The sequence below is a fragment of the Nonomuraea sp. NPDC050680 genome, from assembly GCF_040654555.1.
In the GTDB taxonomy this organism is placed as follows: Bacteria; Actinomycetota; Actinomycetes; order Streptosporangiales; family Streptosporangiaceae; genus Nonomuraea.
The window spans coordinates 666,924-692,353 of sequence record NZ_JBFAIF010000002.1 but is presented as its reverse complement, the minus strand read 5'-3'; the positions used below and the strand labels follow the sequence as shown (position 1 = coordinate 692,353).

Here is a 25,430-nt window from a genome sequence, read left to right as displayed (position 1 = left end):
GGCCGCCCATTGCGACGCCGGCGCTCAGCGCACCGAGCGGATCGCGTCCTCGATCACCGATGTCACGGCGTCCGGGTGTGAGATCAAGGTGAGGTGGGAGCCGCCGGGAAACTCGGTGATCTTCGAGTGGGCCCGCTTGGCCATCGCCCGCTGCGAGGCCGGAACGATGATCCGGTCGCCCGTGGCGATGAAATACCAGGACGGGATCGTCTTCCACGCCGCGGCCTTCGACGGCGTCATGAACGCGGCCGTCGAGGCGGCCCTCTGGGAGGCCCAGAGCCGGTCGGCGGTGTCGCGGGGCAGATCTGAGGCGAAGGAGCGGACGAACACGTGCTGCTTCAGGTACAGGTCGACCGCCTTGCCCGGCGCCCCGGGGTAGGCCGAGCGGTCATAGAGGGTGGCCGGGTCACCGCCGAGGGCCGAGCCGGAGCCGCTGAGCTGTCCGGTGGTCTCGCCGACGTCAGGTGCCGCGGCGTCGACGTACACCAGGGCCTTGACGTCCGGGTCGCCCGCGGCGGCGTTGGTGATCACCGAACCTCCGTAGGAGTGCCCCACGAGCACGACCGGACCGGAGACGGTCCGCAGGAAGTCCCGAACCGTCTGGGCGTCGCTGGTCAGGTCGCGCAGGGGATTCGCCACCGCCCGCACGGTGTGGCCGGCTCGTTGCAGAGCCCGCACCTCCCCGCTCCAGCTGGAGGTGTCGGCCCACGCGCCGTGCACCAGCACGACCGTCGGTCTGGCCGCGCCCGGTGAGCGGCCCGGCGCCTGCCGATTCGCGGAGACCGGTGTGGAGGCCACCGCCATCGCATCGGGCGTCGGGGCGACGGCCGCGGATGTGATGAGCAGCACGAACGCCGCCACCGGCGCGGAGACCTTGAATCGGGCGAAGGACGGACGGGTGAGCGGCGCCACGGCGCGTGAATCGGTGATGCGCGCACCAGCGCCCAAGATCTTTTGTACGGACCTCATTCGTCCACGCTGCCCTCTGGCCCATCAAGTAGGGCCAGGAAAGCGGCAAATCGGAATTTCTATAAGACAAAGGACGCGCCGCCGACCCGCAAGCTGCTTTCGGATCGATCGTCTCGCGAACCGGATCTCGACGATCAGGGATGTTCGCCGGTCATAGGTCACCCAGACCGAGCTGGCGGGCGATGAGCATCCGCTGGACCTCGCTGGTGCCCTCGCCGATCTCCAGGATCTTGGCGTCGCGGTAGAAGCGGCCGACCGGGAACTCGTTCATGAACCCGTAACCGCCGAAGACCTGCGTCGCCTCTCGGGAGTTGTCCATGGCGGCGTTGGAGGAGACGAGCTTGGCGATCGCCGCCTCCTTCTTGAACGGCACGCCGGCCAGCATCTTCTCGGCCGCGTGGTAATAGGCCAGGCGGGCGGTGTGGGCGCGGGCCTCCATGTCGGCAATCTTGAACTGGATGGCCTGGTAGTGGCCGATCGGGTGACCGAACGCGCGTCTGTCCCTGACGTAGCGCAGGCATTCGTCCACGCAGCCCTGGGCCAGGCCGACGCCGACGGCGGCGATGGCGATGCGGCCCTCGTCGAGCGTCTGCAGGAACTGGGCGTAGCCGCGGCCGCGCTCGCCGAGCAGGTTCGCGGCGGGGACGCGGCAGTCGGAGAAGGACAGCTCCCTGGTGTCGGAGGCGTTCCAGCCGACCTTGGAGTACTTCTTCGAGACCGTGAAGCCGGGCGTCCCGGACGGCACGAGGATGGTGGAGATCTCCCGCTCGCCGGTCAGCGCGGCGACGCCGACCACGCCGGTGAGGTCGGTGCCCGAGTTGGTGATGAACGCCTTGGTGCCGTTGATCACCCATTCGGCACCGTCGAGCGTGGCCGTGGTGCGCATGCCGCCGGGCACGTCGGAGCCGCCGCCGGGCTCCGTCAGGCCGAACGCGCCGAGGGTCTCGCCCGCCGCCATCCCCGGAAGCCAGGTCGCCCGCTGCTCGGGCGTACCGAATCGGTAGATCGGCATGGCGCCCAGTGACACCGCGGCCTCCAGCGTGATCGCCACGCTGGAGTCGGCGCGCGCCAGCTCCTCCAGGGCCAGGCAGAGCGCGAAGTAGTCGCCGCCCATGCCGCCGTACTCCTCGGGGAAGGGCAGGCCGAACAGGCCCATGGCGCCCATCCGGCGCACGATGTCGTACGGGAACTCCTCCCGCTCGTAGTAGTCGCCGATCACCGGCGCCACCACGTCGCGGGCGAACGCCTCGACGGTCTTGCGCAGCTCTTCGTACTCGTCGGTCAGCATGGCGGATCAGCCTTTCGCGAGGGCCTGGACGACGCGGGAGGGGCTGGGGCGGCCGAGCCGCTCGGCCAGCCAGGTGCTCGTGGAGACGAGCTTGTCGAGATCGAGGCCGGTGTCGATGCCGAGCCCGTGCAGCATCCACACGAGGTCCTCGGTGGCGAGGTTGCCGGTGGCCGACTCGGCGTAGGGGCAGCCGCCGATGCCGCCGGTCGAGGCGTCGACGACGGTCACGCCCGAGCGGAGCGCGGCCAGCGTGTTGGCCAGAGCCTGGCCGTAGGTGTCGTGGAAGTGCACGGCCAGCCGGTCGGGATCGCGGAACGACTCGATCAGCGCGGTCACGTGGCCCGGGGTGCCGACGCCGATGGTGTCGCCGAGGGACAGTTCGTGGCAGCCCAGGCCGAGCAGCCGCTCGCCGACCGCGACGACCTGCGCGATCGGCGTCGGGCCCTCCCACGGATCGCCGAAGCACATCGAGACGTACGCGCGGACCTTGACGCCGTTGTCGATCGCCCTGGCCACGACCGGCTCGAACATGTCGAACTGGCTCTCCAGGCTCCGGTTCAGGTTCTTGGCGGCGAACGTCTCGGTGGCGCTGGCGAAGACGGCGATCTCCTCGACGTCGTGCGCCAGCGCCCGGTCCAGGCCGCGCGCGTTCGGGACGAGCACCGGGTAGCGCACGCCCGGCCGCCGGTCGAGCCGGGTGAGCAGCTCCTCCGCGTCGGCCAGCTGCGGCACCCAGGTGGGGTGGACGAAGCTGGTGGCCTCGATCACCCGGTGGCCCGCGTCGGCGAGCCGGTCGATGAACTCGGCCTTGACCTCGACCGGGACGATCGCGGACTCGTTCTGCAGGCCGTCGCGCGGGCCGACCTCGTAGACGGTCACCTGGTGCGGAAGGCCCTCCATCGGGTACGGCCTGCGCATCAGGACTCCCCTGCGGTGACGACGGCCAGGACGGCGTCCATGTCGACCGGCTGGCCCGCCTGCACGGGCAGCTCGGTGACCTGTCCGTCGCAGGGGGCGGTGACGGTGTGTTCCATCTTCATGGCCTCCACGATGAGGAGCGGCTGGCCCGCGCTCACCCGGTCGCCCGGCTGGGCCTTGACGACCAGGACGGTGCCGGGCATCGGGCTTCTGACCACGCCGTCGCCCGCGTGCGCGGCGCCGGGGCGGTCGCCGGGGTCGCCGATGCGGTGGCGGGTCAGGGCCCAGGACTGTCCGTCCCTGCCCAGCCAGAGGGTGTCGTCGTGGCGGGCGTGGGTGTAGTGGTCGGTACGGCCGGCCAGGGTGACGGTCAGCTTGGCGCCGTCGACCAGGAGCCTGGCCGGGACGACCACCCCGGGCCCGACGCCGACCGCTGGGACGGTGGCGGCGGTGGTGGCGGCGGTCTCCTGGGTTCCGGGCTCTGGGGGATTTATGCGGATTTCTGCGGACTTATCGGGCAGGCCGCGTACCTGGATCGTGTGGACGCCGTCCCGCGACTCCAGCCGCCAGGCCGTCCACGCGCGCTCGCCGACCCGCCAGCCGTCGGTGACCTCCCACGGATCCGTACCCTGAGGCACGGCGTGGAAGACCAGCGCGGCGGCGGCCAGTACCTCGTCGGGCGGCCGGGCGGCCGGGAGCAGCGCGGGCAGGACCCGCTCGACCAGCCCGGTGTCGAGCTCGCCCGCCCGCACCTCCGGGTGCGCCGCGAGCGCCCGCAGGAACGGCACGTTCGTGATCACCCCGAGCACGACCGTCTCGGCGAGCGCCTTGTCGAGCCGCCGGTAGGCCGCCTCTCGCGTGGGCGCCCACGCGACGACCTTGGCCAGCATCGGGTCGAACTCACTGCCCACGACACCGCCCTCGACCAGCCCCGAGTCGACCCGGACCCCGCTCGCGGCGAGCCCCGAGCCGACCCGCACGCCGCTCTCGGCGAGCCCCGACCCCATCCGGAAGCCGCCGGGCTCCGCCAGGCGCAGCACCCGGCCGCCGGTGGGCAGGAAGCCGCGCGCCGGGTCCTCGGCGTAGACGCGGGCCTCGACGGCGTGGCCGTGGAGGCGTACCCCGTCCTGGGTGAAGGGCAGCGGCTCGCCCGCCGCGACCCGGAGCTGGAGCTCCACCAGGTCGAGGTCCGTGACCAGCTCGGTGACCGGGTGCTCCACCTGGAGGCGGGTGTTCATCTCCATGAAGTGGTACTCGCCGGTCGTGCCGTCGACGATGAACTCGACCGTGCCCGCGCTCACGTAGCCCACCGCGCGGGCGGCCTCCACCGCCGCGGCGCCCATCCGCTCGCGCATCGCGGCGTCGACGAAGGGGGACGGGGCCTCCTCGATGATCTTCTGGTGGCGGCGTTGCAGGCTGCACTCGCGTTCGCCCAGGTGGACGACGTTGCCGTGGGTGTCGGCCAGCACCTGGATCTCGATGTGGCGGGGGTTCTCGACGTAGCGCTCGATCAGCAGGGTCTCGTCACCGAACGCGGAGCGGGCCGTACGGCGGGCGGACTCCAGCGCGTCGGGCAGCTCGGCGGCCGAACGGACCAGCACCATGCCCTTGCCGCCCCCGCCCGCCGACGGCTTGATCAGGGCGGGGAAGTCCGTCCAGGACAGCAGCGAGTCACCGGGCTCGGCGCCGCCCGGCACCACGGGGACCCCGGCGGCCGAGACGGTGGCCTTGGCGCGGATCTTGTCCCCCATGGCGTCGATGGCCTCGGGCGGCGGGCCGACGAAGGTCAGCCCCGCCTCGGCGCAGCGGCGGGCGAACTCGGCGTTCTCCGCGAGGAACCCGTATCCCGGATGTACGGCCTGCGCCCCGGACGCCTCGGCCGCCGCCACCATCGCCTCAATGTCCAGATATTTCGGTATCCGGAGAGCTGTGTCGGCCTCGCGGACGTGGCGGGCGTCCGCGTCGGAGGCCGTGTGCACGGCCACCGACGTGATGCCGAGCGCGCGCAACGTGCGGATGACCCGGACGGCGATCTCGCCCCGGTTGGCGATGAGAACCCGGGTGAACATGGGCAGCGTGGTCAACGTGGTCACATCCGGAAGACGCCGTAGCCGACGGGGTCGAGCGGGGCGTTGGCCGCCGCGGAGAGCGCCAGGCCGAGGACCGTGCGGGTGTCGAGCGGGTCGATCACGCCGTCGTCCCACAGCCGGGCCGTGGAGTAGTAGGGGTTGCCCTGGTGCTCGTACTGGGCCCTGATGGCCTCCGCGTCGGCGTTGCCGACGGTGGTGAGCACGTTCGCGGCCTGTTCGCCGCCCATGACCGAGATGCGGGCGTTCGGCCACATCCACAGGAACCTGGGAGAGTACGCCCGCCCGGCCATCGCGTAGTTGCCCGCGCCGAACGACCCGCCGATCACCACGGTGAACTTCGGCACCCTGGCGCAGGAGACCGCGGTGACCATCTTGGCGCCGTGCTTGGCGATGCCACCCGCCTCGTACGCCTTGCCGACCATGAACCCGCTGATGTTCTGCAGGAACACCAGCGGGATGCGCCTGCGGTCGCACAACTCGATGAAGTGCGCCCCCTTCAGCGCGGACTCGCTGAACAGGATGCCGTTGTTCGCGATGATCCCGACCGGGTGCCCGTGCAGGTGGGCGAAGCCGGTGACCAGCGTCGCGCCGTACTCGGCCTTGAACTCCAGGAACCGCGAGCCGTCGACGAGTCGCGCGATGATCTCCCGCACCTCGTACGGCCGGCGGGTGTCGGCGGGCACGATGCCGTAGAGCTCGCGCGGGTCGTGGCGGGGCTCCTCGGGCTCGACCCGGTCCCAGGGCCGCTCGGCTCTCGGGGCCAGCGTGGAGACGATGTCGCGGACGATGGCCAGCGCGTGCGCGTCGTCGTCGGCCAGGTGGTCGGTGACGCCGCTGACGCGGGCGTGCAGGTCGCCGCCGCCCAGTTCCTCGGCCGTGACCTCCTCGCCGGTGGCCGCCTTCACCAGCGGCGGGCCGCCGAGGAAGATGGTGCCCTGGTCGCGGACGATGACGGCCTCGTCGCTCATGGCCGGGACGTACGCGCCGCCCGCCGTGCACGATCCCAGCACGGCGGCGATCTGCGGGATGCCGCGCGCGGACATGGTGGCCTGGTTGTAGAAGATGCGGCCGAAGTGCTCCCGGTCGGGGAAGACCTCGTCCTGCTTGGGGAGGAACGCGCCACCCGAGTCGACCAGGTACACGCACGGCAGGTGGTTGTGCAGCGCCACCTCCTGCGCGCGCAGGTGCTTCTTGACGGTGATCGGGTAGTACGTGCCGCCCTTCACGGTGGCGTCGTTGGCCACGACCACGCACTCGCGCCCGGCGATCCGGCCGACTCCGGTGATGATCCCGGCGGCCGGCGCCTGGTCGTCGTAGAGGCCGTTGGCGGCCAGCGGCGACAGCTCCAGGAAGCGGGAGCCGGGGTCGAGCAGGCCGTCGACGCGGTCGCGCGGCAGCAGCTTGCCGCGTTCCACGTGGCGCTGCCGCGACCGTTCGGGACCGCCCGCGGCGGCTGCGGCGAGGCGCTCCAGCAGGTCGGCGGCGAGCCGCTCGTTGAGCTCGGCGTTGTGCTTGAACGCCTCACTTCCGGGATCCGCGGCCGAGTTCAGCACCGGCCAGTCGCTCATGTTTTCCCCTCCGTCATGAGGCCGATGTTAGTCATCATTAACGTAACCGTCTACTATGTGAGACGTGACGACGACGCGGAGCCGGGGCAGCCGGCGCCTGGAGATCCTCGGCGCGGCCGCGAACCTGTTCGCCGCACGCGGCTTCCACGGCGTCTCGATCGAGGACATCGGCGGCGCCGTCGGCGTTTCAGGCCCGGCGCTCTATCGCCACTTCAGCGGCAAGGAGGCGCTGCTCGCCGAGATGCTGCTGGGCATCAGCTCGCGGCTGCGCGAATCGGCCGCCGCGGCGGTGACCTCGCCCGGCGGGCCAGAGGAGACGCTCGACGCGCTCCTGAACGTGCAGATCACCTTCGCGCTCGAACAGCCCGCGCTGATCACCGTGCACGACAGGGAGCTGGGCAACGTGCCCGAGCCGGAGCGGCGGCAGATCAGGCGGCTACAGCGGCTGTACGTCGAGGAATGGGTCACCGTGCTGGCCGAGCTGCACCCCTCGTGCCCGCCCCCGCGGCTGCGGGCCGCCACGCACGCCGTCTTCGGGCTGCTCAACTCCACGCCGCACAGCGCCGGCGAGCTGCCCGCGCGGGCCATGCGCCTCCTCCTGCACGCGATGGCCCGGGCCGCCATCGCCGCCTCAGTTAACGCTCACTAACAAGCCGCCACTACGCCAAAAGTGGGCCTGTTCGCGCCAACTATCTAGATATATCGTCACGCTATCTCGATAGTTGGAGGCGTGATGCGTGATCCACACATGTGGGAAGGGCCGCCCGGCGCCCCAGCGCCACCGTTCCCCCCGGGCCCGCCGTTCGCTCCGGACCCACCTGGTCCGCCGGGACCGCCTGGTCCGCCTGGTCCGCCGCCGATGGGCTGGGAGGGCGGCGCTCCGCGCGTACGGCGAGGAGACGTCAGGGCCGCGCTGCTGAGCCTGCTCGCCGAAGGGCCGAAGAACGGCTACCAGATGATTCAGGACATCGAGGAGCGCAGCCGCGGAGTGTGGCGGCCCAGTCCCGGCTCGGTCTATCCAGCGCTCCAGCAACTGGAGGACGAGGGCCTGGTCACCGGCGACGACACCGGCGGCTCCCGGCTCCTCAGCCTGACGGAGCAGGGCCGTGAGCGGGCCGTCCGGCACCTCGACGGCGAGCCGCCCTGGGACGAGGTGGCGCGCTCCGTACCCGAGGACCGGCACGAGCTGCGGCTGCTGTGGGCGCAGCTCAACGAGGCGTTCGGCCACCTGGCGCGGACGGCCAACGACCAGCAGGTCGCCCGGGCCAAGAAGCTGCTCAGGCAGACGCGCAAGTCCGTTTTCCAGATCCTCGCGGAGGACTGAGCGATGACAGACGCGGCGGTGGCCGTACACGGCCTGAAGAAGGACTACGGGAAGATCGAGGCGGTCAAGGGCGTCGACTTCGACGTGGCCCCCGGCGAGGTCTTCGGCTTCCTCGGCCCGAACGGGGCAGGGAAGACCACCACGATCAGCATGCTCTGCACGCTCGTCAACCCGACCGGCGGCAGCGCGACGGTCGCCGGGTACGACGTGGTGCGCCGGCGCGACGAGGTACGCCGGAACATCGGCCTGGTCTTCCAGGACCCGACCCTTGACGGCTACCTGAGCGCCGAGCAGAACCTGCGCTTCCACGCCGAGCTGTACGGCGTGCCGAAGAGCGTCGTCGGCGACCGGATCCGGCAGGTCATGGAGATGGTCGCGCTCTGGGACCGCAAGGATGCCAAGGTCATGACGTTCTCCGGCGGCATGAAGCGGCGGCTGGAGATCGCCCGCGGGCTGCTGCACTCACCCCGGGTGCTGTTCCTGGACGAGCCCACGGTCGGCCTCGACCCGCAGACCCGCTCGGCCATCTGGGGCTACATCAACCAGCTCCGGCGCCTGGAGGACATCACCATCTTCATGACCACCCACTACATGGACGAGGCCGAGTACTGCGACCGGATCGCGATCATCGACCACGGCGAGGTCGTCGTCATCGACTCACCGGAGGCGCTGAAGGCCAGCATCGGCAAGGACCGGGTACAGATCCACACCGGTGACGACGCCGCCGCGATCCAGGCGCTGCGCGAGGTGTTCGGCCTGGAGGCGGCCGTGCACGAGGGCGCGGTGACGTTCGCCGTCGCGTCGGGCGAGGAGTTCGTGCCCCGGTTGTTCGCCGAGCTCGGCATGCCGATCAGGTCGGTGAGCGTCTCGCGGCCCTCACTCGACGACGTGTTCATGAACTACACGGGCTCCACGATCCGCGACGCCGAGGAAGGCGCCGAGTCGGGCGGCAGGGCGTGGATGAGAGCGATGGCGAGGCGATAGGCATGGCGCGAACCGAAGCGATGGCGCGAACCGATGCGATGGCGGGGACGAACGCGATGGCGGGGCGGTAGGCATGGCGACAGAGGCGATCGGCGTCCGGGTGCCGGTGCACGGCACCGGGCACGACCTCCGGGCGGTCAAGGTGGTGCTGCACCGGGAGCTGCTGCGGTTCGTCAACGACCGCACCCGCATGCTGTCGATGCTGCTGCAGCCGGTGCTGTGGCTGTTCGTGATGGGTACCGGACTCGGCTCACTGGTGCGGGGCGCCATCCCGGGCATCGACTACCGCACCTTCATGTATCCCGGCATGATCTCGATGACCGTGATCATGACCGGCATGTTCTCGGCCGGGTCCATCGTGTGGGACCGCGAGTTCGGTTTCCTGCGCGAGATGCTCGTCGCCCCGGTCTCGCGCGGGGCGATCGTGGTCGGCAAATGCCTGGGCGGGGCGATCGTGGCCACCGGGCAGGGCGTCATCATCCTGGCGATGGCCGGGCTGGTCGGCGTACCGGTACTCACCGGCCCTGATCGTGACGATGCTGGCGGAGATGTTCCTCGCGGCGTTCACGATCACGGCGTTCGGGGTGATGCTGGCGGCCCGGATGCGGAACATGCAGACCTTCTTCGGGCTGATGCAGATGGCGATCATGCCGATGCTGTTCCTGTCGGGGGCCATGTTCCCGCTGGCCAACCTGCCGTCGTGGCTGCACCTGCTGACGGTGATCAACCCGATGACGTACGCGGTGGACCCGATGCGGCACGCGGTGTTCTCCCACCTCGACGTGCCCGCGCAGGTGAACGCGGTGCTCAACCCGGGGGTTCGGTGGTTCGACTTCCAGGTGCCGGTGGGGCTGGAGCTCGGGGTGGTGGCCCTCCTGGGGGCCGTTCTGCTGGGGGTCGGGATCGCGCAGTTCAGGCGGACGGAGTAGGTCGCACAGGTTTTCGCATCTGGCTGCGACGGACTCCTTACGGAGGGTAACTTTCCCGATGCAAGCGCAATCCCCCCTTCAAAGGAGCGCCAGAGTTGGACTTGCATGCGGCAGTGATTGAGCTCGAGGGCCGGGTCTCCGTGCTCGAGGAACGTACAGTTAGCGGTGTGCCTGAGATGACGGTCGCCGAACGGTTCGAAGCCCACCATGGGCGCGCAGACGCCATGGGGAGGAACATCCTCGACAAGATCGACAAGCGCACCAAAGAGCTCAACCAGAAGATCGACAGCCGGGCGAACCAGCTCGACGAGAAGATCTACCTGCTCAAAATGGACACGATGGATGGCTTCGACCGGGTCAATCAAGACATCGCAAAGGTCAATCATCGCCTCGATCAGCAAGGCACCAGGCTCGACAGCCTTGAGTTGTCCGTGGCCCGTCGGTTCGAAAAGGTCGACAAGGACATAGCCGAGCTCAAGACCGATGTCAGTGAGCTCAAGACCGGAGTCGGCGAGCTCAAGACCGATGTCAGTGAGCTCAAGACCGATGTCAGTGAGCTCAAGACCGGAGTCGGCGAGCTCAAGACCGATGTCAGTGAGCTCAAGACCGGAGTCGGCGAGCTCAAGACCGATGTCGGTGAGCTCAAGACCGGGTTCGGTGAGCTCAAGTCGATGCTCATCAGTCTCGGCGCGAAGGCCCCCGAGTCGTAGCACCGACAGCTGAGGCCCGGGGCAACCGCGCCCCCGGGCCTCAACCCTGCCGTTCCGAACCGGTTACCGCTTCACGCGGACATAGTCGCTACGGCTGCTGTCACCGTAGAAATCGTCGTCCCCGCCGAACACGAACTTCCACGAGCCCGACTTCCACGCCTTGACCCTGACGTACAGCTTGCCGCTGTCACCGGACCGCGTGGTCTTCACGTACTGCCACTTGTGCGAGCCGACCGGCTTGAAGTACAGCGCGACCTTGCCCGCGTACCCCTCCCAGGATCCGCTGTCGTCGATCTGCAGCACACCCCTGGCCTTCAGGTACCTGCCGCGCTTGACCGGCTCCGGGTAGGCGTTGAACTTGATCACGCGGCTGGCCGACTTGTCCGCCGTCGGCGGCGGGGTGGGCTCGACGACCTTGACCCAGGCGGCGTCGGAGACCGAGCCCTTGACGCCTCTGGACCCCGCGAACGCGGCCCGCCACCAGCCCGAGGACTGCGCGGTCGCGGTGGCCCAGAAGCGGCCGTCGCGGCTCGTCACGTCACTGGTGACGTACTCCCAGCGGCGCGACCCGTCCTGCCTGAAGTAGATCGAGACCCGCTGGCCGGGCAGGGCCTGCCAGCGCTCGGCCTGCAGGGTGCCGGTGAAGTTCAGCCGGGCACCCTTGTCGACGGGCTCGGGGGTGGCGTCGAAGCCGACGATCCTGCTGTCGCGATCGTGCCTGATCCGGACGTCGACCCGGTCGCTGTCGCTGACCGATGCCCTGGCTTCCTTGTTCCCGCCGAACTCGGCCCGCCACCAGCCGGTGGCGTCGGCGCGCACCCTGGTGCTGAACCAGCCGTCGCGGCCGCTCGTGACCGTGGTGACCCGGCGATAGGCGTCGGCGCTCCGCTCACGGAAGGTGATCGCCACGACCCCGGCGTATCCCTTACCGTCGGCCTGGAGTCGGCCGGAGACTCTGATCATGTCGCCGCGGTGCACCCGGCCGGGGCTGGCGCCGAAGTCCACGATCTTGGTGGCGAGGGCCTTCTGGACCTCGAAGGTGCCGCTGGCGGACTTGTCGCCGTCACCGTGGGCGATGGCGAGGAAGCTCCACTTGCCGGCGTCCTTCGCCTCGAAGCTCTTGGTGCCGGTCCACTTCGTCCGCACGCCGAACGGCGCCGACTTGAGGTCGATGGGCGTGCCGACGCTCAGGCCGGGTGGCTTGAGCTGGAGTTCGGCCTTGCCGGCGTCCTTGGTGGTGAACGTGAACGTCACCGTGACCGGATTGTCGAAGGCCACGACCGGGGAGCCCGGGCTGAGGTCCACGTTGGAGATGGAGGGGGCCTTGGCCGCGGCCGACGCCGATGGCGCCAGAGCGAGAAGCCCGGCGGCCGTCGCGAGCGCGACGGCGGCGACACGGATGCGTTGTAACATGCGGGTTCCTTTCTGGATCCCCTGTGCTCAACGCGGCATTGAGGGTGCCACGCTTATCTTCTCCAGTAGACATTCAGGTTGGCCAGAAAGTTGCGAAATCTGACAATTTGTTATGGATCAGGGTCAAGCGGACCGGTCCACAACATGTCACTCCCGACGGGCAGACGAACCCGGGATCGGGGCGACATAATCGCCTTGTGGCGCGCGACACTGTTGAGACTCATTTCACCCAGGCCATTGCGACGCTGAAGGGGGGCGCGGCCCGTGATCCCGGGCGGCCCGTCCGCGAGGGCACGTCGCTGACCGGTGAGCAGTGCCGTACCCTCTTCCAGCGCCAGCTCGACAGCCGCCTGCTCGACATCGCGGCCCGCTGGCTGCGCGCGCAGGAGCAGTCCTTCTACACGATCGGCTCGGCCGGGCACGAGGGCAACGCGGCGGTCGCCGCCGCCCTGCGGCCCGGCGATCCCGCCCTGCTGCACTACCGCTCCGGCGCCTTCTACCTGACCAGGTCCGAGCAGGCCGGGCGGCTGCCCGAGCAGGGCATCCGCGACGTGCTCATGGGGCTGGCCGCCGCGGCCGACGACCCGATCGCGGGCGGCCGGCACAAGGTGTTCGGCCATCCCGACCTGGCGATCATCCCGCAGACCTCGACGATCGCCAGTCACCTTCCGCGCGCGGTGGGCGTCGCCTTCGCCATCGAGCGGGGCCGCGCGCTGGGGGTTCCCACGCCGTGGGCGGACGACGCGATCACCGTGTGCAGCTTCGGCGACGCCTCGGTCAACCACGCCACGGCGCTGACCGGGTTCAACACCGCCGCCTACGCCACGCATCAGGGGCAGGCGCTGCCGATCCTGTTCGTGTGCGAGGACAACGGCATCGGCATCAGCGTCCGCACGCCCAAGGGCTGGGTGGCGGCGAGCGCGCGGCGTCCGGGCATCGAATACTTCGCCGCCGACGGCTGTGACCTGGCCGACGCCTACGACACGGCCATCCGGGCGGTCCAGCACGTACGCGCCAACCGCTCCCCCGCGTTCCTGCACCTGAGCACGGTCCGGCTCATGGGCCACGCCGGGTCCGACGTCGAGTCCGCCTACCGCACCCAGCGGGAGATCCGCGCCGACATGGAGCGCGACCCGCTCCTGGCCACCGCCCGGCTGCTGGTCGAGGCGGGACTGGTCACGCCGGACGAGCTGCTCATGCAGTACGAGTCCTCACGCGAGCACGTGCTGCGGGTCGCCCTGGAGACCACCCGCAGCCCGCGCCTCGGCTCGGCCAAGGAGATCATGGAGCCGCTCGCGCCCCGCCGGCCCGAGCTGATCGCCAGGATCAGCCCGGTGGCGGCCGAGGCGTCGGTAAGAGAACGCGCCTTCGCCGGCTCCCTGCCCGAGACCGAGAAGCCGCTGACGCTCTCCCAGGCCATCAACCGCACGCTGACCGACGCGCTCGCCGTCTACCCGGAGATGATGGTCTTCGGTGAGGACGTCGCCAAGAAGGGCGGCGTCTACGGCGTCACCCGGGGGCTGCAGAAGCGCTTCGGCGGCGGGCGGGTGTTCGACACACACCTCGACGAGCAGTCCATCCTGGGGCTCGCGCTCGGGTCGGGGGTGTCGAAGCTGCTGCCGGTGCCGGAGATCCAGTATCTGGCGTACCTGCACAACGCGCTCGACCAGCTCAGGGGCGAGGCGTCGACGCTGTCGTTCTTCTCGCGGGGCGCCTATCTCAACCCGCTGGTGGTGCGGGTGGCGGGTTACGCCTACCAGAAGGGGTTCGGCGGCCACTTCCACAACGACAACGCGGTCGGGGCCCTGCGCGACATCCCCGGCTTGGTCATCGCCTCGCCGTCGCGTCCCGACGACGCGGCGGCGATGCTGCGCACCTGCCTGGCGGCGGCCCGCACGGAGGGTTCCGTGTGCGTGTTCCTGGAGCCGATCGCGCTCTATCACACGCGTGACCTGTTCGAGGAGGGTGACGCGGGCTGGCTGGCGCCCTACGCGCCACCGTCGCGCTGGCCGGAGACGCACGTCCCGATCGGGCGGGCGCGGTCCTATGGCGACGGGCGCGACCTCACGATCGTCACCTTCGGCAACGGGCTGCGGATGAGCCTGCGCGCCGCCGTACGCCTCACGCAGGAAGGTTACGGCTGCCGGGTGCTGGACCTGCGCTGGCTGGCGCCGCTGCCGGTGGAGGACCTGGTGCGGGCGGCGGAGCTGACGGGCAAGGTGCTGATCGCCGACGAGACCCGCCACACGGGCGGGGTGTCGGAGGGGATCGTGGCCGAGCTGATGGACGCGGGGTTCTCCGGGCAGGTGGGGCGGGTGACGTCGGCGGACAGCTTCATCCCGCTGGGCGAGGCGGCCTCTCACGTGCTGATGTCCGAGGAGGAGATCGAGCAGGCGGCGCGGAAATTGCTTGGGTGACTTCTAGCCTCAGTACGGCGAGGCGCCGCCGAATTCAAGGCTTTCGCACATGTGCTCATGGCGATTGGGACCGGCTATCCCTCTCCAGCGCCCCCACCTTTGGCTGATCTTTCGTGAAATTTCCCCAAATGCTGCTGTGGCCGGGAGTGTGTTTCGACGGCCCGTAATAATGCGCCAGAGCATAGGCGAAGAACGCCGCCCCCTGGGCACCCCGCCCGCGACCACTTCTCCGCGTCCTCCGGATGCCCGAACGCAACGACAGCGCGTCGATCCCGTTCCGCGCCGCCAGCTGGATCGTCTCGCGCCGCGAGCAGGCCAGCCACAGGGGCGGGTGCGGCTTCTGACGACATCGTCGGGTCCCGGGTCAGACCTCGCGCCGCAGTGGGCTGAGCCAGATCGGTATCCAGCTGAACGCCATGATCGACGCGCCTGCCCACATCGCCGTCCCCGTACCCCACACCTCGCCGAGCAGGCCCGCCAGCAGGCCGCCGACACCGACCGCGCCCATGAGGATCAGGCGCATGGTGGCGTTCATCCGGCCGAGCATCGAGTCGGGCGTGACCTGCTGCCGGAAGCTGACGAGCAGCACGTTGTTCAAGGCTGTCCGGAAGCACAGGACGCTCCACGCGGCCGCCGAGATCCAGACGCTCCAACCGACGAACGGCACCAGGAACGCCGGCGGCGCGGTGACCACACCGACGACCCACACGGCACGCCCACGGCCGAGCCGACGGCCGATCAGGTGAGCCGTGGCGGAACCGGCCAGCGCGCCCAGCCCGCCGATGGCGAGGTAGACCCCGAGTACCCAGGCGGGCTGTCCGAGCTCCTCGACGAGGAGCACGGGCAGCAGCGTCGAGCAGAGCGGGAGGCCGAGGTTCGACATACCGCCCTGTGCCGCGATGGCGACGAGGACCCGGTTGCCGAACAGGTACCGCACCCCCTCGCCGATCCGCCGGCCGAGCCGCTCGCCGGGGACCGGGGCCGGTGCGGGCTCGGGCTTGCTGATCCGGCGCAGCCACACGGCCGACCACACGTAGGTGAGCGCGTCGAGCAGGATCGCGACCGGGGCGCCCGCGAGGGTCACCAGCACTCCGGCGGTACTCCGGCCACCCACGTCCATCGCCGCGTTCGTGCCCACGAGCACCGAGTTGGCGGCGGTGAGCCGATCGCGGCCCACCAGGTGCGGGACCGTGCTCTGGGCGGCCACGTCGAAGAAGAGCGTGCCGACTCCCATCGCGATGGCGACGCCGTACAACTGGGTCATCGTGAGCGCGCCCAGCCACCACGCGACCGGCACCGACATCAGGAGCGCACCGCGGACGAAGTCCGTCGCGATCATCACCGGGCGGCGCCTGACCCGGTCCACCCATGCCCCGGCGGGCAGGCCCAGCACGAGCACGGTGATCGTGGCGAGGGCGCTGAGCAGTCCCACTTCGCCGGGCCCCGCGTCGAGAGCGGTCACCGCGAGCAGCGGCATCGCCACATAGCCGACCTGGGTGCCGAACTGGCTGACCGCCGACGCCACGAAGAGGTTTCTGAAGGAGGGATCACGCAGGAGGGGTGTCTCGGCAGCAGCTGTCATGCCCCCTAGATGATGGGATAGGGGGTCTGATCGCTATTGATTAAGCAGAGGATGAATCGAATGGCGCTTGAACTGACATTCACCGCGCAGGATGCGGCCCATGTCCGGTTCGCCGTTTCTCCTCTGTGGGAGGTCGTCGCCAGCGTCCGGGTGGTGAAGAACCCGGCCGCGCACGCCGTACTCAAGCCCTGGGCCGAGCGGGTACGCCGACGGCTCGCCAATGTCGACTGGCGGTTGCTGTCCGACCTGGTCCCGGTGCCCACGACCTCGATCGTCGGCTTCGTCAGCCCGCCGCCCTCGACCTCCGTACCTGACCTGGAGGTGGAGCTGGCCACGATGGTGGCGATGGCGCCCCTGGTCCGGGAGGGTCTCGACATCTGGGACGGTCCACCCACCAGAGCGCTCCAGGCGCTCCATGCCGACCCCGCGGGCGGCCTCGAACGGTTGGCCGAGGAGATCCGCGGCTACTGGGACGCGGCCATCGCGCCTTACTGGCCCCGGATCAGCAGCCTGCTCGACGGCGACGTGCTCTATCGTGCCAGGTCACTGGCCGAGGGTGGCCTGCGCCACATGCTCAGCGACCTCGACACGGCCGTGACGTGGGAGGGAGAGACCCTGCGCCTGCCGAAGACGGCCTGCGAAGGGGTGCGTCCGCTGGGCGGGCTGGGGCTGCTGCTCGTGCCGTCGGTGTTCACCTGGCCGCGGGTCTTCTCCATCACGACCCCGCCCTGGCAGCCCACGATCCGCTATCCGCCACGGGGCGTCGCGACGCTCTGGGAGCACCGCGAGAGCGACCCGCCACAGGCGCTGGCCGCCGTGCTCGGCCGGACCCGCGCCCGGCTGCTGGCCGAACTCGACCAGCCCGCCTCGACCAGGGAACTTGCCACCCGCCTCGACCTGTCGGAACCGGGCGCGAACCAGCACCTCACCGCGCTCCGCAAGGCGGGACTGACCAGCGCGCACCGTACCGGGAGATATGTGCTCTATGCCCGTACGGCTGTCGCCGAGGCACTTCTTGCCGGAGAAGCGACGTCCGCCGATAGCGTGCGTGAAAGCGATCGGGCGGATCGGGGGATAAGAGATATCCGCTGATCGTTCGAAGGGTGGCACATGACGGGGCAAGCATCGTGAAGGGGCGGCCGTGGTGACGGCACTGTCCTGGATCTCCGGCCACGCCGCCCAGGGCTCGGTCGACCGGAGTGAGGCCATGCGGGGGTCGCTCGTGGACGCCGAGGTGTTCGGGGCGGTGTTCGACGCCTGTTTCAGCGACATCCACGGCTATGTCGCCCAGCGCCTCGGCGCGGACCATGCCGAGGACGTCGTCTCCGACACCTTCCTCATCGCGTTCAGGAAGCGCGCGCAGTACGACCCGGCGCGCGCGACCGTGCGGGCCTGGCTGTTCGGCATCGCGACGAAGCTCATCGGCAAGCATCGCCGCCTGGAGGCGCGGACGCTGCGCGCACTGGGACGGTACGGCCCCGACCGCGACGCGCCGGGCCACGAGGACCGGGTGACCGCGCGGGTCAGCGCCCAGAGCCTGCAGCCGAGCCTGGCCTCCGCCTTGGCGGCGCTGGATCAGCGTGATCGCGACGTCATCCTGCTCGTCGCGCTGGCCGGGCTGAGTCATGAGGAGATCGCCACGGCGCTCGGCATCCCGTACGGCACGGTCGGCTCCCGGTTGAGCCGGGCCAGGAAGAAGCTGCGCGGCTCCCTGGGCGACACCAATCCGATGCTCCTCCCCGAGGAGGCCGACCATGGATGAGCTGTCGTCGATCCGCGAACTGTACGGCGAGCCGCCCACCGACCCGGCGCTCAAGGCCAGGATCCGCGAACGGCTGGACGCCGAGCGCTCCTCCCGTATGTCGTGGCTCTCCTGGAGAGGGGTAGTGGGCGGCCTCGCCGCGGCGGCGGTCGCCGTGGCGGCCGTGGTGGCGCTCGCTTCGCCCCGTACGCCCGACTCGACGGTCTCCGGGCGGTCGATCCTGCTGGCCGCGGCGACCACGGCGGCGTCGGGCCCCGCAGACAAGGGGACGTACTGGCACATCGAGAAGCTCCACAACGGCACGAAGGTCACCGACCTCTGGGCGACCTCCGACGGGAAGGCGTGGACGGGCGAACGGGTGACGGGCCGGCCCGCGAAGGTCGTCGCGGTCTCGGGCCGGGCGCCGTTCAGCATGGCGGGAAAGGATCTGACGGTCGAGCAGATCCAGCGGCTGCCGTCCGACCCGGCCGCGCTGAAGGAGTGGGTGATCGGGATGCTGCCCGCCGGGTCCGGCGACGATGTCCTGGCGGACGCGCTCAGCGGGCTGCTGTGGAGCAAGCCGTCCCCACCGGCCGTGCGGGCGGCGGCCTATCGACTGCTCGGTGACCTGCCGAACGTCCGGTATCTGGGCCGGAAGACGGATCAGCGGGGGCGTACCGGTGACGCGTTCACCTTCAGCCTGGCCGGCGATCCGCCGGTCCAGCGGACGCTGATCATCGATGTGACCAGTTCGCAGGTGCTGGCCAGCTCCAACACCACGGGGGCGAGCGGCCCGCAGACGTCCGAGGTGGTCCTGGGCGCCGGCTGGACCGACAAGGGTCCGGCGGAATCCGCGACCACACGTCCATGACCCCATAAATCGGGGCACGCCCGTGCCCTGACCTCACCACCGCGCGCCCTTCGCGCCGCGCGTGGGTTTCGCGCGCCCGAAATCAGGAGTCCCCACGTGTTCTGGCGTGCCCGTACGACGCCCGGCCGGGCCATCTGCCTGGCCGACCAGTTCCCCAAGATCAAGCTGCCGGAGGTGATGGCCGGGCGGGTGACCTTCGTCGGTCTGCCCCCGGTGGACCTCGGCCAGGACATCGACTGGCGGCTGAACCCGCACGGCAACCGCTCCTGGGCGCTGAACCTGCACACCCTGCGCTGGATGGGCCGCCTGGTCGCCGAGTACGAGCGTTCGGGCGAGCGGGCCTACCTCGACCGGGCCGAGACACTGGCCGACGACTGGATCCACAAGAACCCGCGCGACCATGCCGACATCAGCCCCTGGGCCTGGGCCGAGCACGCCGTCGCGCTGCGCGCCCCCGTGCTGGTGTGCCTCAGCGCCCACGTCGACAGCCGCCCCCTGCTGGACAGCCTCGCCGAGCACGGCGAGATCCTGTCCGACCCGACGCTCTACCGGCAGGGCCACAACCACGGCCTGGACCAGGACATCGCGTTGCTGGTGGTGGGCTGCCGCCTGGGCCGGAAGGGGTGGCGTGACCTGGCGATCCGCCGGATGCTCGCCTCGGCCGAACTCGCCATCGACGAGCAGGGCGTCCTGCACGAACAGGCGCCGAGATACGGGCTGTACGTCCACCGGCGACTCGGGGTGGCAGTACGGGCGATCGAGGAGAGCGGGGCCGAGATCCCGAACCGGCTGGCGGCGCGCCGGACCGCCCTCGAAGCGTACATTGCCCATGCCACGCAGCCCGACGGCTTCCTGGCGCCCCTCGGGGACAGCCCGGCGGACACGCGGGCGAACGGGTTCGCGCACGACGGGGCGACGGTGCGCATCTTCGACGGCGGGTACGTCTTCGGCCGGACCGCGTGGGACGACCCGGAGTCGGCGTTCTACTCGATCAGGTTCGGGCCGGGGCGGCGGCTGCACGGGCACGAGGACCATCTGGGCGTCACCTATCACGCGCAGGGTCGTCCGGTGCTGGTCGAGGCCGGTTTCCATTCCTACGAGAAGACGGACTACGTGGAGTGGACCAAGTCACCCGACGCGCACAACGTGCCCTCCGTGGTGGGCGCGGGCTTCCGAGCGGGTACGGCCACGTGCCTGGAGGCGTCGGACATCGGCCCGTCGCGGCAGTCGTACCGGCTCAGTGACCAGGCGTATGGCGTGCGCCGCACCCGCGAGGTCCTGGTCAGCCATGGAGCGGACCTGATGGCCGTACTGGACTCGGTGCCGGAGGGGCACACGGTGCGCGACCTGTGGCACTTCGACCCGTCACTGCGGCTGATCGGCCGGCGCGACGGCGTCGTGGTGCTGTGCGACGAGACCCGCCGCGTGACGCTCCTGCAGCTCACGGCCGACGGCAGGCCGGTGGGCGGTCAGACGGTGCGGCGGGGCACGGTCTCACCGGGCTACCTCCGGACGGCGGAGACCGTGACGGTGACGTCGCCGGAGGCTTCCCGGCTGCTCACCGTGATCGTGCCGGGCAGCGCGGACCCGGCGGTCTCGGTGGAAGGCGACCTGATCACGGTGCGTACACCCGGCGGGCCGGTGACTTTCCGGGGGTATCCAACTGTTCCTCTCTAGTGGGATTACGTTAAGGACTGACATCAAGGACGAGGCGCAGGAGATACCCCATGACCGACATCTCGGGCCAGGAGCTTTTAGGCAAGATAGACACCACGAGGCCGCATTCAGCGCGCGTGTGGAACTACCTCCTCGGGGGCAAGGACAATTACCTCGTTGACCGTGAGGCCGCCGACCAGTACAAGAAGACCTTCCCCGGGATCGTCGACATCGCCCGCACCGACCGCGCCTTTCTCGGCCGGGCCGTACGCTTCCTGGTCGGCGAGGGCGTCCGTCAGTTCCTGGACATCGGGACCGGCCTGCCGACGATGGACAACACTCACGAGGTCGCCCAGCGGGTCGCCCCGGAGTGCCGGATCGTCTACGTCGACAACGATCCGCTGGTTCTGGTGCACGCCGAGGCGTTGCTGAGAAGCTCCGAGGAGGGTGCCTGCGATTACGTCGACGCTGACCTGCGCGACCCGGACAAGATCTTGAAGCTGGCAGCGCGGACGCTGAACTTCGACGAGCCGGTCGCGATCATGCTGCTGGGAATCTTGCATCTCGTCCCGGACTTCGTCCAGGTGCATCAGATCGTGATGCGTCTGCTGGATGCCGTGGCCCCGGGCAGCTGCCTGGCGCTCACCCACGCCACCCTTGATTTCGACGGCGAGGCGACCGCCCAGGTCGAGGCTCAGCGGGAATGGAACAAGAAGGCCGACCCGATGACCCCCCGCACCCGCGCCGACATCAGCCGCTTCTTCGACGGCCTGCAGATGGTGGAACCTGGCCTGGTCTCGATGTCACGGTGGCGAGTCGAGGCCACTCCCTGGGGTGAACCCGCTGAAGTGTCCGGCTTCTGTGGAGTCGGCCGAAAGTCCTGAAGCCAGGCGCAGGTTGCCGGCCCCTGGTGACCATCGACCACGTGCTGACCGACAGCCGTCACAGTGGTGTGACCGGGCTGGCCCGCGGCACGTACACCAGGGCGTCGTAGGCCTGGGCGGGCACCGTCTTCACCGTGTACGTCCAGCTCAGAGAGCTGTAGATCGACCGGAAGCCGTCACCGATGTTCCCCATCGGGACCTCCGAGGTGAGCAGCTGACGGTTGCCGGGCTGGGATGAGGCCTGCGCGAGGTTCACGTAGCCCAACGGCTCGTCGCCGAACAGCTTGGCCAAAGGCGAGGTGTGACTCACGGTGAACTGCTTGCGTTCCCCGGAGCCGTCGTCCTTGCTGACGAAGGTGCTGGTGCCGAATTCGGTGCCGATCGTGAAGTAGTCCTTGCCGTACGCCTTGGCCAGCCGCCGCCCCATCGACTCGAAGGCGAACGCCGCACCGCTCTTGTCGATGTGGCCGTTGTGACCGCCCACCATGATCTTCTTCCGTCCCTGGACGGCCTCCGCGTCGGCGATCCATCCGACGTTCTCGGCCATCCAGGCGTCCCGCTTGCTGGCGTAGTCATTCCCGGAAGTCTGCAGCTGTGCGCCGCGCTGGATGGTCTCGGCGTGGTGCACCGCGAGAGCGAACGACTCCTGGGAGCTGAGGTTCACGTACTTCTCCCGATTCGCCGTCATCTGGTCGATGAGCCGCCCGGCGGCGGTGGCGGCGGCGGTGACCTTCTCCTTGTCCTGTCCGGACCTGGTGGCATCGGTGAGGTCGGCCAGTGACGCCTGGACCGAGCGGACTCGAGCAGGGTCGACCGTGGCGAGATAGCGCAGCAGCCGCTCCTTGTTCCGGTCGTAACGCTGCATGTCGAAGCCGTAGAGACGCACCTTGTCCGCCTCGGCGACGGCGGCGTTGTGGTCATGGATCCACTTGAGCAGATCCGCCATCTCGCGGGTCCGGTAGATGTCGAAGCCGAGCGCCGAAGCCGCGTCCTCCGCGCTGCCCTGGCCCTTCATGACGTAGTCGTTGGCCGTGGCCGCGCCGCCGAAGTCGGCCTCCAGGGCGACGGTGCGGAAGCCGTACTCTCGCACCAGCTTCTGGATGATCACTGTGCGGGTCTGGACGAACTCCTTGTTGCCATGCGTGGCCTCACCGATCCCTACCACCCGTTTGCCGGCGGCGTCGGCCAGCGGGGCCTGGCCGAGAGGGACCACGGCGTCGGGTGTCACTCGCGAGGTGTCCACACCCGCGCACCCGGTCGCCGCCAGGCCGAGCAGCGCGATGCTCAGGAGCGCTCGGACGAGTTCGCGCCTCATGTCAGTTCACTTCCTTGCGGAGCACGCGCACCACGCCGAGCGTCATCGGGATGGCGATCCAGAAGATCATTGACACGGCCAGTCGAGCGGCGTCGCCCCCTGTCATGTCGCCGGACATCAGAGGGGTGGCGGCGGTGCCCGGGTCGAGCCACTCGGTCAGGGCCTCTCCGGTGGCACCGAGCCGGGCGACGACGCTCCACAGCATCGGCGTCGCCAGGCAGATCACGATCGCGGCCGGCGCGTTCAGGAGCAGCATGCCGACGGCGAGCCCCATCGCGACCACGAGGACGTTCGTCGCGGTCCAGCCCAGCAGGGCGAGAGGGGCGACCTCCCAGTGGGCCGTAACGTCCTGGGCACTGGCGACGGCAGCCGTCACCGGCACCGCGACCAGCATCGCGAACAGGGAGGCCACCGTGGCGGTGATCAACGGAGGCAGGCACTTGGCCGCCAGCACCCGCGAGCGTCGAGGTTCGAGCGCGAAGGTGGTCAGGGCGGTGCGGTGGCTCCATTCGCTGGTCACCGTGAGAATGCCGATGACAGGGAGCAAGGTACTGAATCCGATTCCGGCGGTCCCGATCAAGGTGTGCAGCTGCGGACCGGAGACGACGCCGCGAGCCACGATGGACGCCAGAGTCAGAACGAGCAGAATCATCGTCATGATCTTGCCGCTGCGGGTGTCGAAGAGTTTGCGAGCCTCGACCGACAGCAGCCGGTGGAACGGGATCGCCGTCGCGGACCGGACGTCTCGCGTCGCGCTGATGTCGGTCATGCCGCACTCCGATCGGCGTTCGCCGTCAGTTCGAGGAAGGTCTGTTCGAGGTCCCGGCCCCGGCCGAGCTCGTCGACGGTCCCCTGAGCGAGGACGCGTCCGCGGCCGATCATCACGATGTGGTCGGCGACCCGCTCCACCTCGTGCAACAGGTGCGAGCTGAGCAGCACCGTACGACCCGAGTCGGCGAGGTTACGCAGCAGCCCGCGTATCCATTGAATGCCCTGGGGGTCGAGACCGTTGGCGGGCTCGTCCAGGATGAGCACCTTGGGCCGGCCGAGGAGCGCGTGAGCGATGCCGAGACGCTGCCGCATGCCGAGTGAGTAGCCACCGACCGTCCGCCTGCTCTCCCTGGCGGCCAGTCCGACCAGGTCGAGGACCTCGCCGACCCGCGACCTCGGCAGTCCGAGCAGCATCGCGCTCAGGGTCAGGATCTCCCGTCCGGTCCGGCCGGGATGCTGGGCGCCGGCGTCGAGAAGCACGCCCACCTGGGAGCCCGGGGAGCCCAACTCGGTGTACGGCCGGCCCAGCACGGTGGCCGAGCCCGAGGTGGGCCGGGACAGCCCTGCCAGGATGCGTAGGGCGGTGGACTTTCCGGCGCCGTTGGGCCCGAGGAACCCGGTGACGCTGCCCGCTTCGACGGTGAAGGACACGTCGTCCAGTGCCTTCACGTCCTTGTAGAACTTGCTGACGTGGTCAAACTCGATCATGGGTCAATTCCACCGGACGCGACGCCACCAGTCATCGAACCCAGGTCGAGGGCGACCTGTCCGGTTCTAGACCTTCGGCCACCTGGATATGGACCTGGGTAGCTACGGTATCGACCCGGGCTGTCTCTAGGCTGTGGGGCGTGCACGACCTTAAGGAGAGCCAGGCGCCCCCGGACCGGTGGGGCATCACACTGCGCTACATGTGTGCCCTGCTGCCGATGCTGTTCCATGGAGTCGTCTGGGGCGTGGTCGTTTCCCGGAACCCTGACCGGCTTCCGTCGGCACTGGTCGATGTGGGGCTCGGCGTGATCGGTCTGGTCCTGATGGGATGGCGGCGTCGCTGGCCGTGGCAGATCGCCCTGGCTACCGCCCTGCTGAGCGCGTTCTCCAGCACAGTGAGCGGCCCCACATATCTCACGTACGTCTCCTTGTGCATGCATCGTCGGTGGCGTCAGATCATCCCCGTCGCGATCGTGTCCTGGCTGGCTCTGGTGGCGTACGCCACCTTGCCCGCCATCACCGAGGCGACCTATACCTCCATCATGATCGGAACTGTCGTCCTCGGCGGGCTGACCGCTTTCGGTCTTTACTTTCGCGAGCGCCAAGAGCTGGCCACCTCACAGCAAGAGACGGCCCTGCTCGCCGAACGCCAGCAGCAGCAGCTGATCGAGCAGGCCAAGCTGGCGGAACGGCTCAAGATCGCCCACGAGATGCACGACGTCCTGGCTCATCGGATCTCCCTGCTGTCCATGCTCGCCGGCGGCCTGGCGTACCGGAAGGACCTCACCGCCGAGGAGACCCGCGAAGCCGCACTGGCCATCCAGGAGAACGCGCACCAGTCACTGAACGAGCTGCGCACCGTGCTCGGCACGCTCCGACGCGACGAATCCCTGGAAGCTCCGCAACCGAACCTGACCCATCTCGATGCCCTCTTCGACGAGGTGCGCACCGCCGGTCAGCAGGTCGAGGTGGACGACACCATCGGTGACCGGGAACTGCTGCCGACGCCGACCGGGCGGCACGCGTACCGGATCGTGCAGGAGGCTCTTACCAATGCGCGCAAGCACGCGCCGGGCAGCCGGGTGGTGGCCGAGCTCGGCGGGCGGCCGGGCGACGGCCTGCGCATCCGGGTGAGCAACCCGGCGCTGTTCGCGACGGCGGCGGGACCCGGCTCGAGGCTGGGGCTGGTCGGCTTGGCAGAACGCATCCGGATGGCCGGCGGCACTCTCAGCCACGCCGTACAGGACGGACGCTTCATCCTCGACGCCACGCTGCCATGGGAAGCTTCATAG

22 protein-coding genes and 1 pseudogene are annotated in these 25,430 nt (G+C 69.6%); 13 read left to right on the top strand and 10 right to left on the bottom strand.

Annotation, left to right across the window (positions count from 1 at the left end):
* Positions 1 to 24 precede the first annotated feature (24 nt).
* The 5 genes from AB0H88_RS09655 to AB0H88_RS09635 form a co-directional block, all read right to left on the bottom strand.
* Positions 25 to 969 carry an alpha/beta hydrolase gene (locus AB0H88_RS09655; RefSeq protein ID WP_357642857.1) on the bottom strand — a complete coding sequence of 315 codons (945 nt, stop codon included), beginning with the start codon at positions 967 to 969 and terminating at the stop codon, positions 25 to 27.
* A 151-nt stretch (positions 970 to 1,120) separates the two neighbouring features.
* Complete coding sequence (locus AB0H88_RS09650) at positions 1,121 to 2,257, bottom strand: acyl-CoA dehydrogenase family protein (RefSeq protein WP_357642856.1); 1,137 nt, start codon at positions 2,255 to 2,257, stop codon at positions 1,121 to 1,123.
* Between the two features lie 6 nt (positions 2,258 to 2,263).
* On the bottom strand, positions 2,264 to 3,175 hold the full coding sequence (locus AB0H88_RS09645) for a hydroxymethylglutaryl-CoA lyase (RefSeq protein ID WP_357642855.1): 912 nt from the start codon (positions 3,173 to 3,175) through the stop codon (positions 2,264 to 2,266).
* Complete coding sequence (locus AB0H88_RS09640; RefSeq protein ID WP_357643154.1) at positions 3,175 to 5,244, bottom strand: biotin carboxylase N-terminal domain-containing protein; 2,070 nt, start codon at positions 5,242 to 5,244, stop codon at positions 3,175 to 3,177. The genes AB0H88_RS09645 and AB0H88_RS09640 overlap by 1 nt, the downstream gene beginning before the upstream one ends.
* Positions 5,245 to 5,264: 20 nt before the next feature.
* Positions 5,265 to 6,833, bottom strand: a complete 1,569-nt coding sequence (locus AB0H88_RS09635; RefSeq protein ID WP_357642854.1) for a carboxyl transferase domain-containing protein — start codon at positions 6,831 to 6,833, stop codon at positions 5,265 to 5,267.
* Positions 6,834 to 6,897: 64 nt separating this feature from the next.
* On the opposite strand from AB0H88_RS09635, the gene AB0H88_RS09630 reads away from it, so the two are divergent.
* The 6 genes and pseudogenes from AB0H88_RS09630 to AB0H88_RS09605 all read left to right on the top strand — a co-directional run bounded on the left by AB0H88_RS09630 (position 6,898) and on the right by AB0H88_RS09605 (position 10,780).
* A complete protein-coding gene (locus tag AB0H88_RS09630; RefSeq protein WP_225289634.1) occupies positions 6,898 to 7,482 on the top strand; it encodes a TetR/AcrR family transcriptional regulator in 585 nt (194 codons plus the stop codon).
* A gap of 210 nt (positions 7,483 to 7,692) precedes the next feature.
* Complete coding sequence (locus AB0H88_RS09625; protein WP_357642853.1) at positions 7,693 to 8,157, top strand: PadR family transcriptional regulator; 465 nt, start codon at positions 7,693 to 7,695, stop codon at positions 8,155 to 8,157.
* A 3-nt stretch (positions 8,158 to 8,160) separates the two neighbouring features.
* Positions 8,161 to 9,141: an ATP-binding cassette domain-containing protein gene (locus tag AB0H88_RS09620; RefSeq protein WP_357642852.1), complete on the top strand. Its 981-nt coding sequence runs from the start codon at positions 8,161 to 8,163 to the stop codon at positions 9,139 to 9,141.
* A gap of 73 nt (positions 9,142 to 9,214) precedes the next feature.
* A pseudogene (locus AB0H88_RS09615) lies at positions 9,215 to 9,595 on the top strand (ABC transporter permease); the annotation flags it as partial.
* A gap of 82 nt (positions 9,596 to 9,677) precedes the next feature.
* Positions 9,678 to 10,070 (top strand): ABC transporter permease, encoded by a 393-nt coding sequence (locus tag AB0H88_RS09610; RefSeq protein ID WP_357643153.1) that lies wholly within the window; start codon positions 9,678 to 9,680, stop codon positions 10,068 to 10,070.
* Positions 10,071 to 10,183: 113 nt separating this feature from the next.
* Complete coding sequence (locus tag AB0H88_RS09605) at positions 10,184 to 10,780, top strand: hypothetical protein (protein WP_357642851.1); 597 nt, start codon at positions 10,184 to 10,186, stop codon at positions 10,778 to 10,780.
* Between the two features lie 63 nt (positions 10,781 to 10,843).
* On the opposite strand, the gene AB0H88_RS09600 is transcribed toward AB0H88_RS09605, so the two are convergent.
* Complete coding sequence (locus AB0H88_RS09600; RefSeq protein ID WP_357642850.1) at positions 10,844 to 12,193, bottom strand: hypothetical protein; 1,350 nt, start codon at positions 12,191 to 12,193, stop codon at positions 10,844 to 10,846.
* A 197-nt stretch (positions 12,194 to 12,390) separates the two neighbouring features.
* On the opposite strand from AB0H88_RS09600, the gene AB0H88_RS09595 reads away from it, so the two are divergent.
* Positions 12,391 to 14,610, top strand: a complete 2,220-nt coding sequence (locus AB0H88_RS09595) for a thiamine pyrophosphate-dependent enzyme (RefSeq protein WP_357642849.1) — start codon at positions 12,391 to 12,393, stop codon at positions 14,608 to 14,610.
* A gap of 364 nt (positions 14,611 to 14,974) precedes the next feature.
* Here AB0H88_RS09595 and AB0H88_RS09590 read toward each other — a convergent pair whose 3' ends face one another.
* Positions 14,975 to 16,192, bottom strand: coding sequence for an MFS transporter (locus AB0H88_RS09590; protein WP_357642848.1), 1,218 nt, complete (start codon positions 16,190 to 16,192; stop codon positions 14,975 to 14,977).
* A gap of 60 nt (positions 16,193 to 16,252) precedes the next feature.
* Here AB0H88_RS09590 and AB0H88_RS09585 point away from each other — a divergent pair, with 60 nt between their 5' ends.
* The 5 genes from AB0H88_RS09585 to AB0H88_RS09565 all read left to right on the top strand — a co-directional run bounded on the left by AB0H88_RS09585 (position 16,253) and on the right by AB0H88_RS09565 (position 21,344).
* Positions 16,253 to 17,284: a DUF5937 family protein gene (locus AB0H88_RS09585; RefSeq protein ID WP_357642847.1), complete on the top strand. Its 1,032-nt coding sequence runs from the start codon at positions 16,253 to 16,255 to the stop codon at positions 17,282 to 17,284.
* Between the two features lie 49 nt (positions 17,285 to 17,333).
* Complete coding sequence (locus AB0H88_RS09580) at positions 17,334 to 17,954, top strand: RNA polymerase sigma factor (RefSeq protein WP_357642846.1); 621 nt, start codon at positions 17,334 to 17,336, stop codon at positions 17,952 to 17,954.
* Positions 17,947 to 18,804 carry a CU044_5270 family protein gene (locus AB0H88_RS09575; protein ID WP_357642845.1) on the top strand — a complete coding sequence of 286 codons (858 nt, stop codon included), beginning with the start codon at positions 17,947 to 17,949 and terminating at the stop codon, positions 18,802 to 18,804. The genes AB0H88_RS09580 and AB0H88_RS09575 overlap by 8 nt, the downstream gene beginning before the upstream one ends.
* A 96-nt stretch (positions 18,805 to 18,900) precedes the next feature.
* Entirely contained in the window at positions 18,901 to 20,481 is a 1,581-nt protein-coding gene (locus AB0H88_RS09570) for a heparinase II/III family protein (protein ID WP_357642844.1), read from the top strand.
* A gap of 50 nt (positions 20,482 to 20,531) precedes the next feature.
* On the top strand, positions 20,532 to 21,344 hold the full coding sequence (locus tag AB0H88_RS09565; protein WP_357642843.1) for an SAM-dependent methyltransferase: 813 nt from the start codon (positions 20,532 to 20,534) through the stop codon (positions 21,342 to 21,344).
* A gap of 58 nt (positions 21,345 to 21,402) precedes the next feature.
* Here the strand turns inward: AB0H88_RS09565 and AB0H88_RS09560 are convergent, their stop codons facing one another.
* Genes AB0H88_RS09560 through AB0H88_RS09550 form a run of 3 tightly spaced genes read right to left on the bottom strand, consistent with a single transcriptional unit; the run spans position 21,403 to position 24,138 of the window.
* On the bottom strand, positions 21,403 to 22,659 hold the full coding sequence (locus tag AB0H88_RS09560; RefSeq protein ID WP_357642842.1) for an erythromycin esterase family protein: 1,257 nt from the start codon (positions 22,657 to 22,659) through the stop codon (positions 21,403 to 21,405).
* Between the two features lies 1 nt (position 22,660).
* Positions 22,661 to 23,428, bottom strand: a complete 768-nt coding sequence (locus AB0H88_RS09555) for a hypothetical protein (RefSeq protein WP_357642841.1) — start codon at positions 23,426 to 23,428, stop codon at positions 22,661 to 22,663.
* Positions 23,425 to 24,138 carry an ABC transporter ATP-binding protein gene (locus AB0H88_RS09550; protein ID WP_357642840.1) on the bottom strand — a complete coding sequence of 238 codons (714 nt, stop codon included), beginning with the start codon at positions 24,136 to 24,138 and terminating at the stop codon, positions 23,425 to 23,427. The genes AB0H88_RS09555 and AB0H88_RS09550 overlap by 4 nt, the downstream gene beginning before the upstream one ends.
* A gap of 140 nt (positions 24,139 to 24,278) precedes the next feature.
* On the opposite strand from AB0H88_RS09550, the gene AB0H88_RS09545 reads away from it, so the two are divergent.
* Positions 24,279 to 25,430 (top strand): histidine kinase, encoded by a 1,152-nt coding sequence (locus AB0H88_RS09545; protein ID WP_357642839.1) that lies wholly within the window; start codon positions 24,279 to 24,281, stop codon positions 25,428 to 25,430.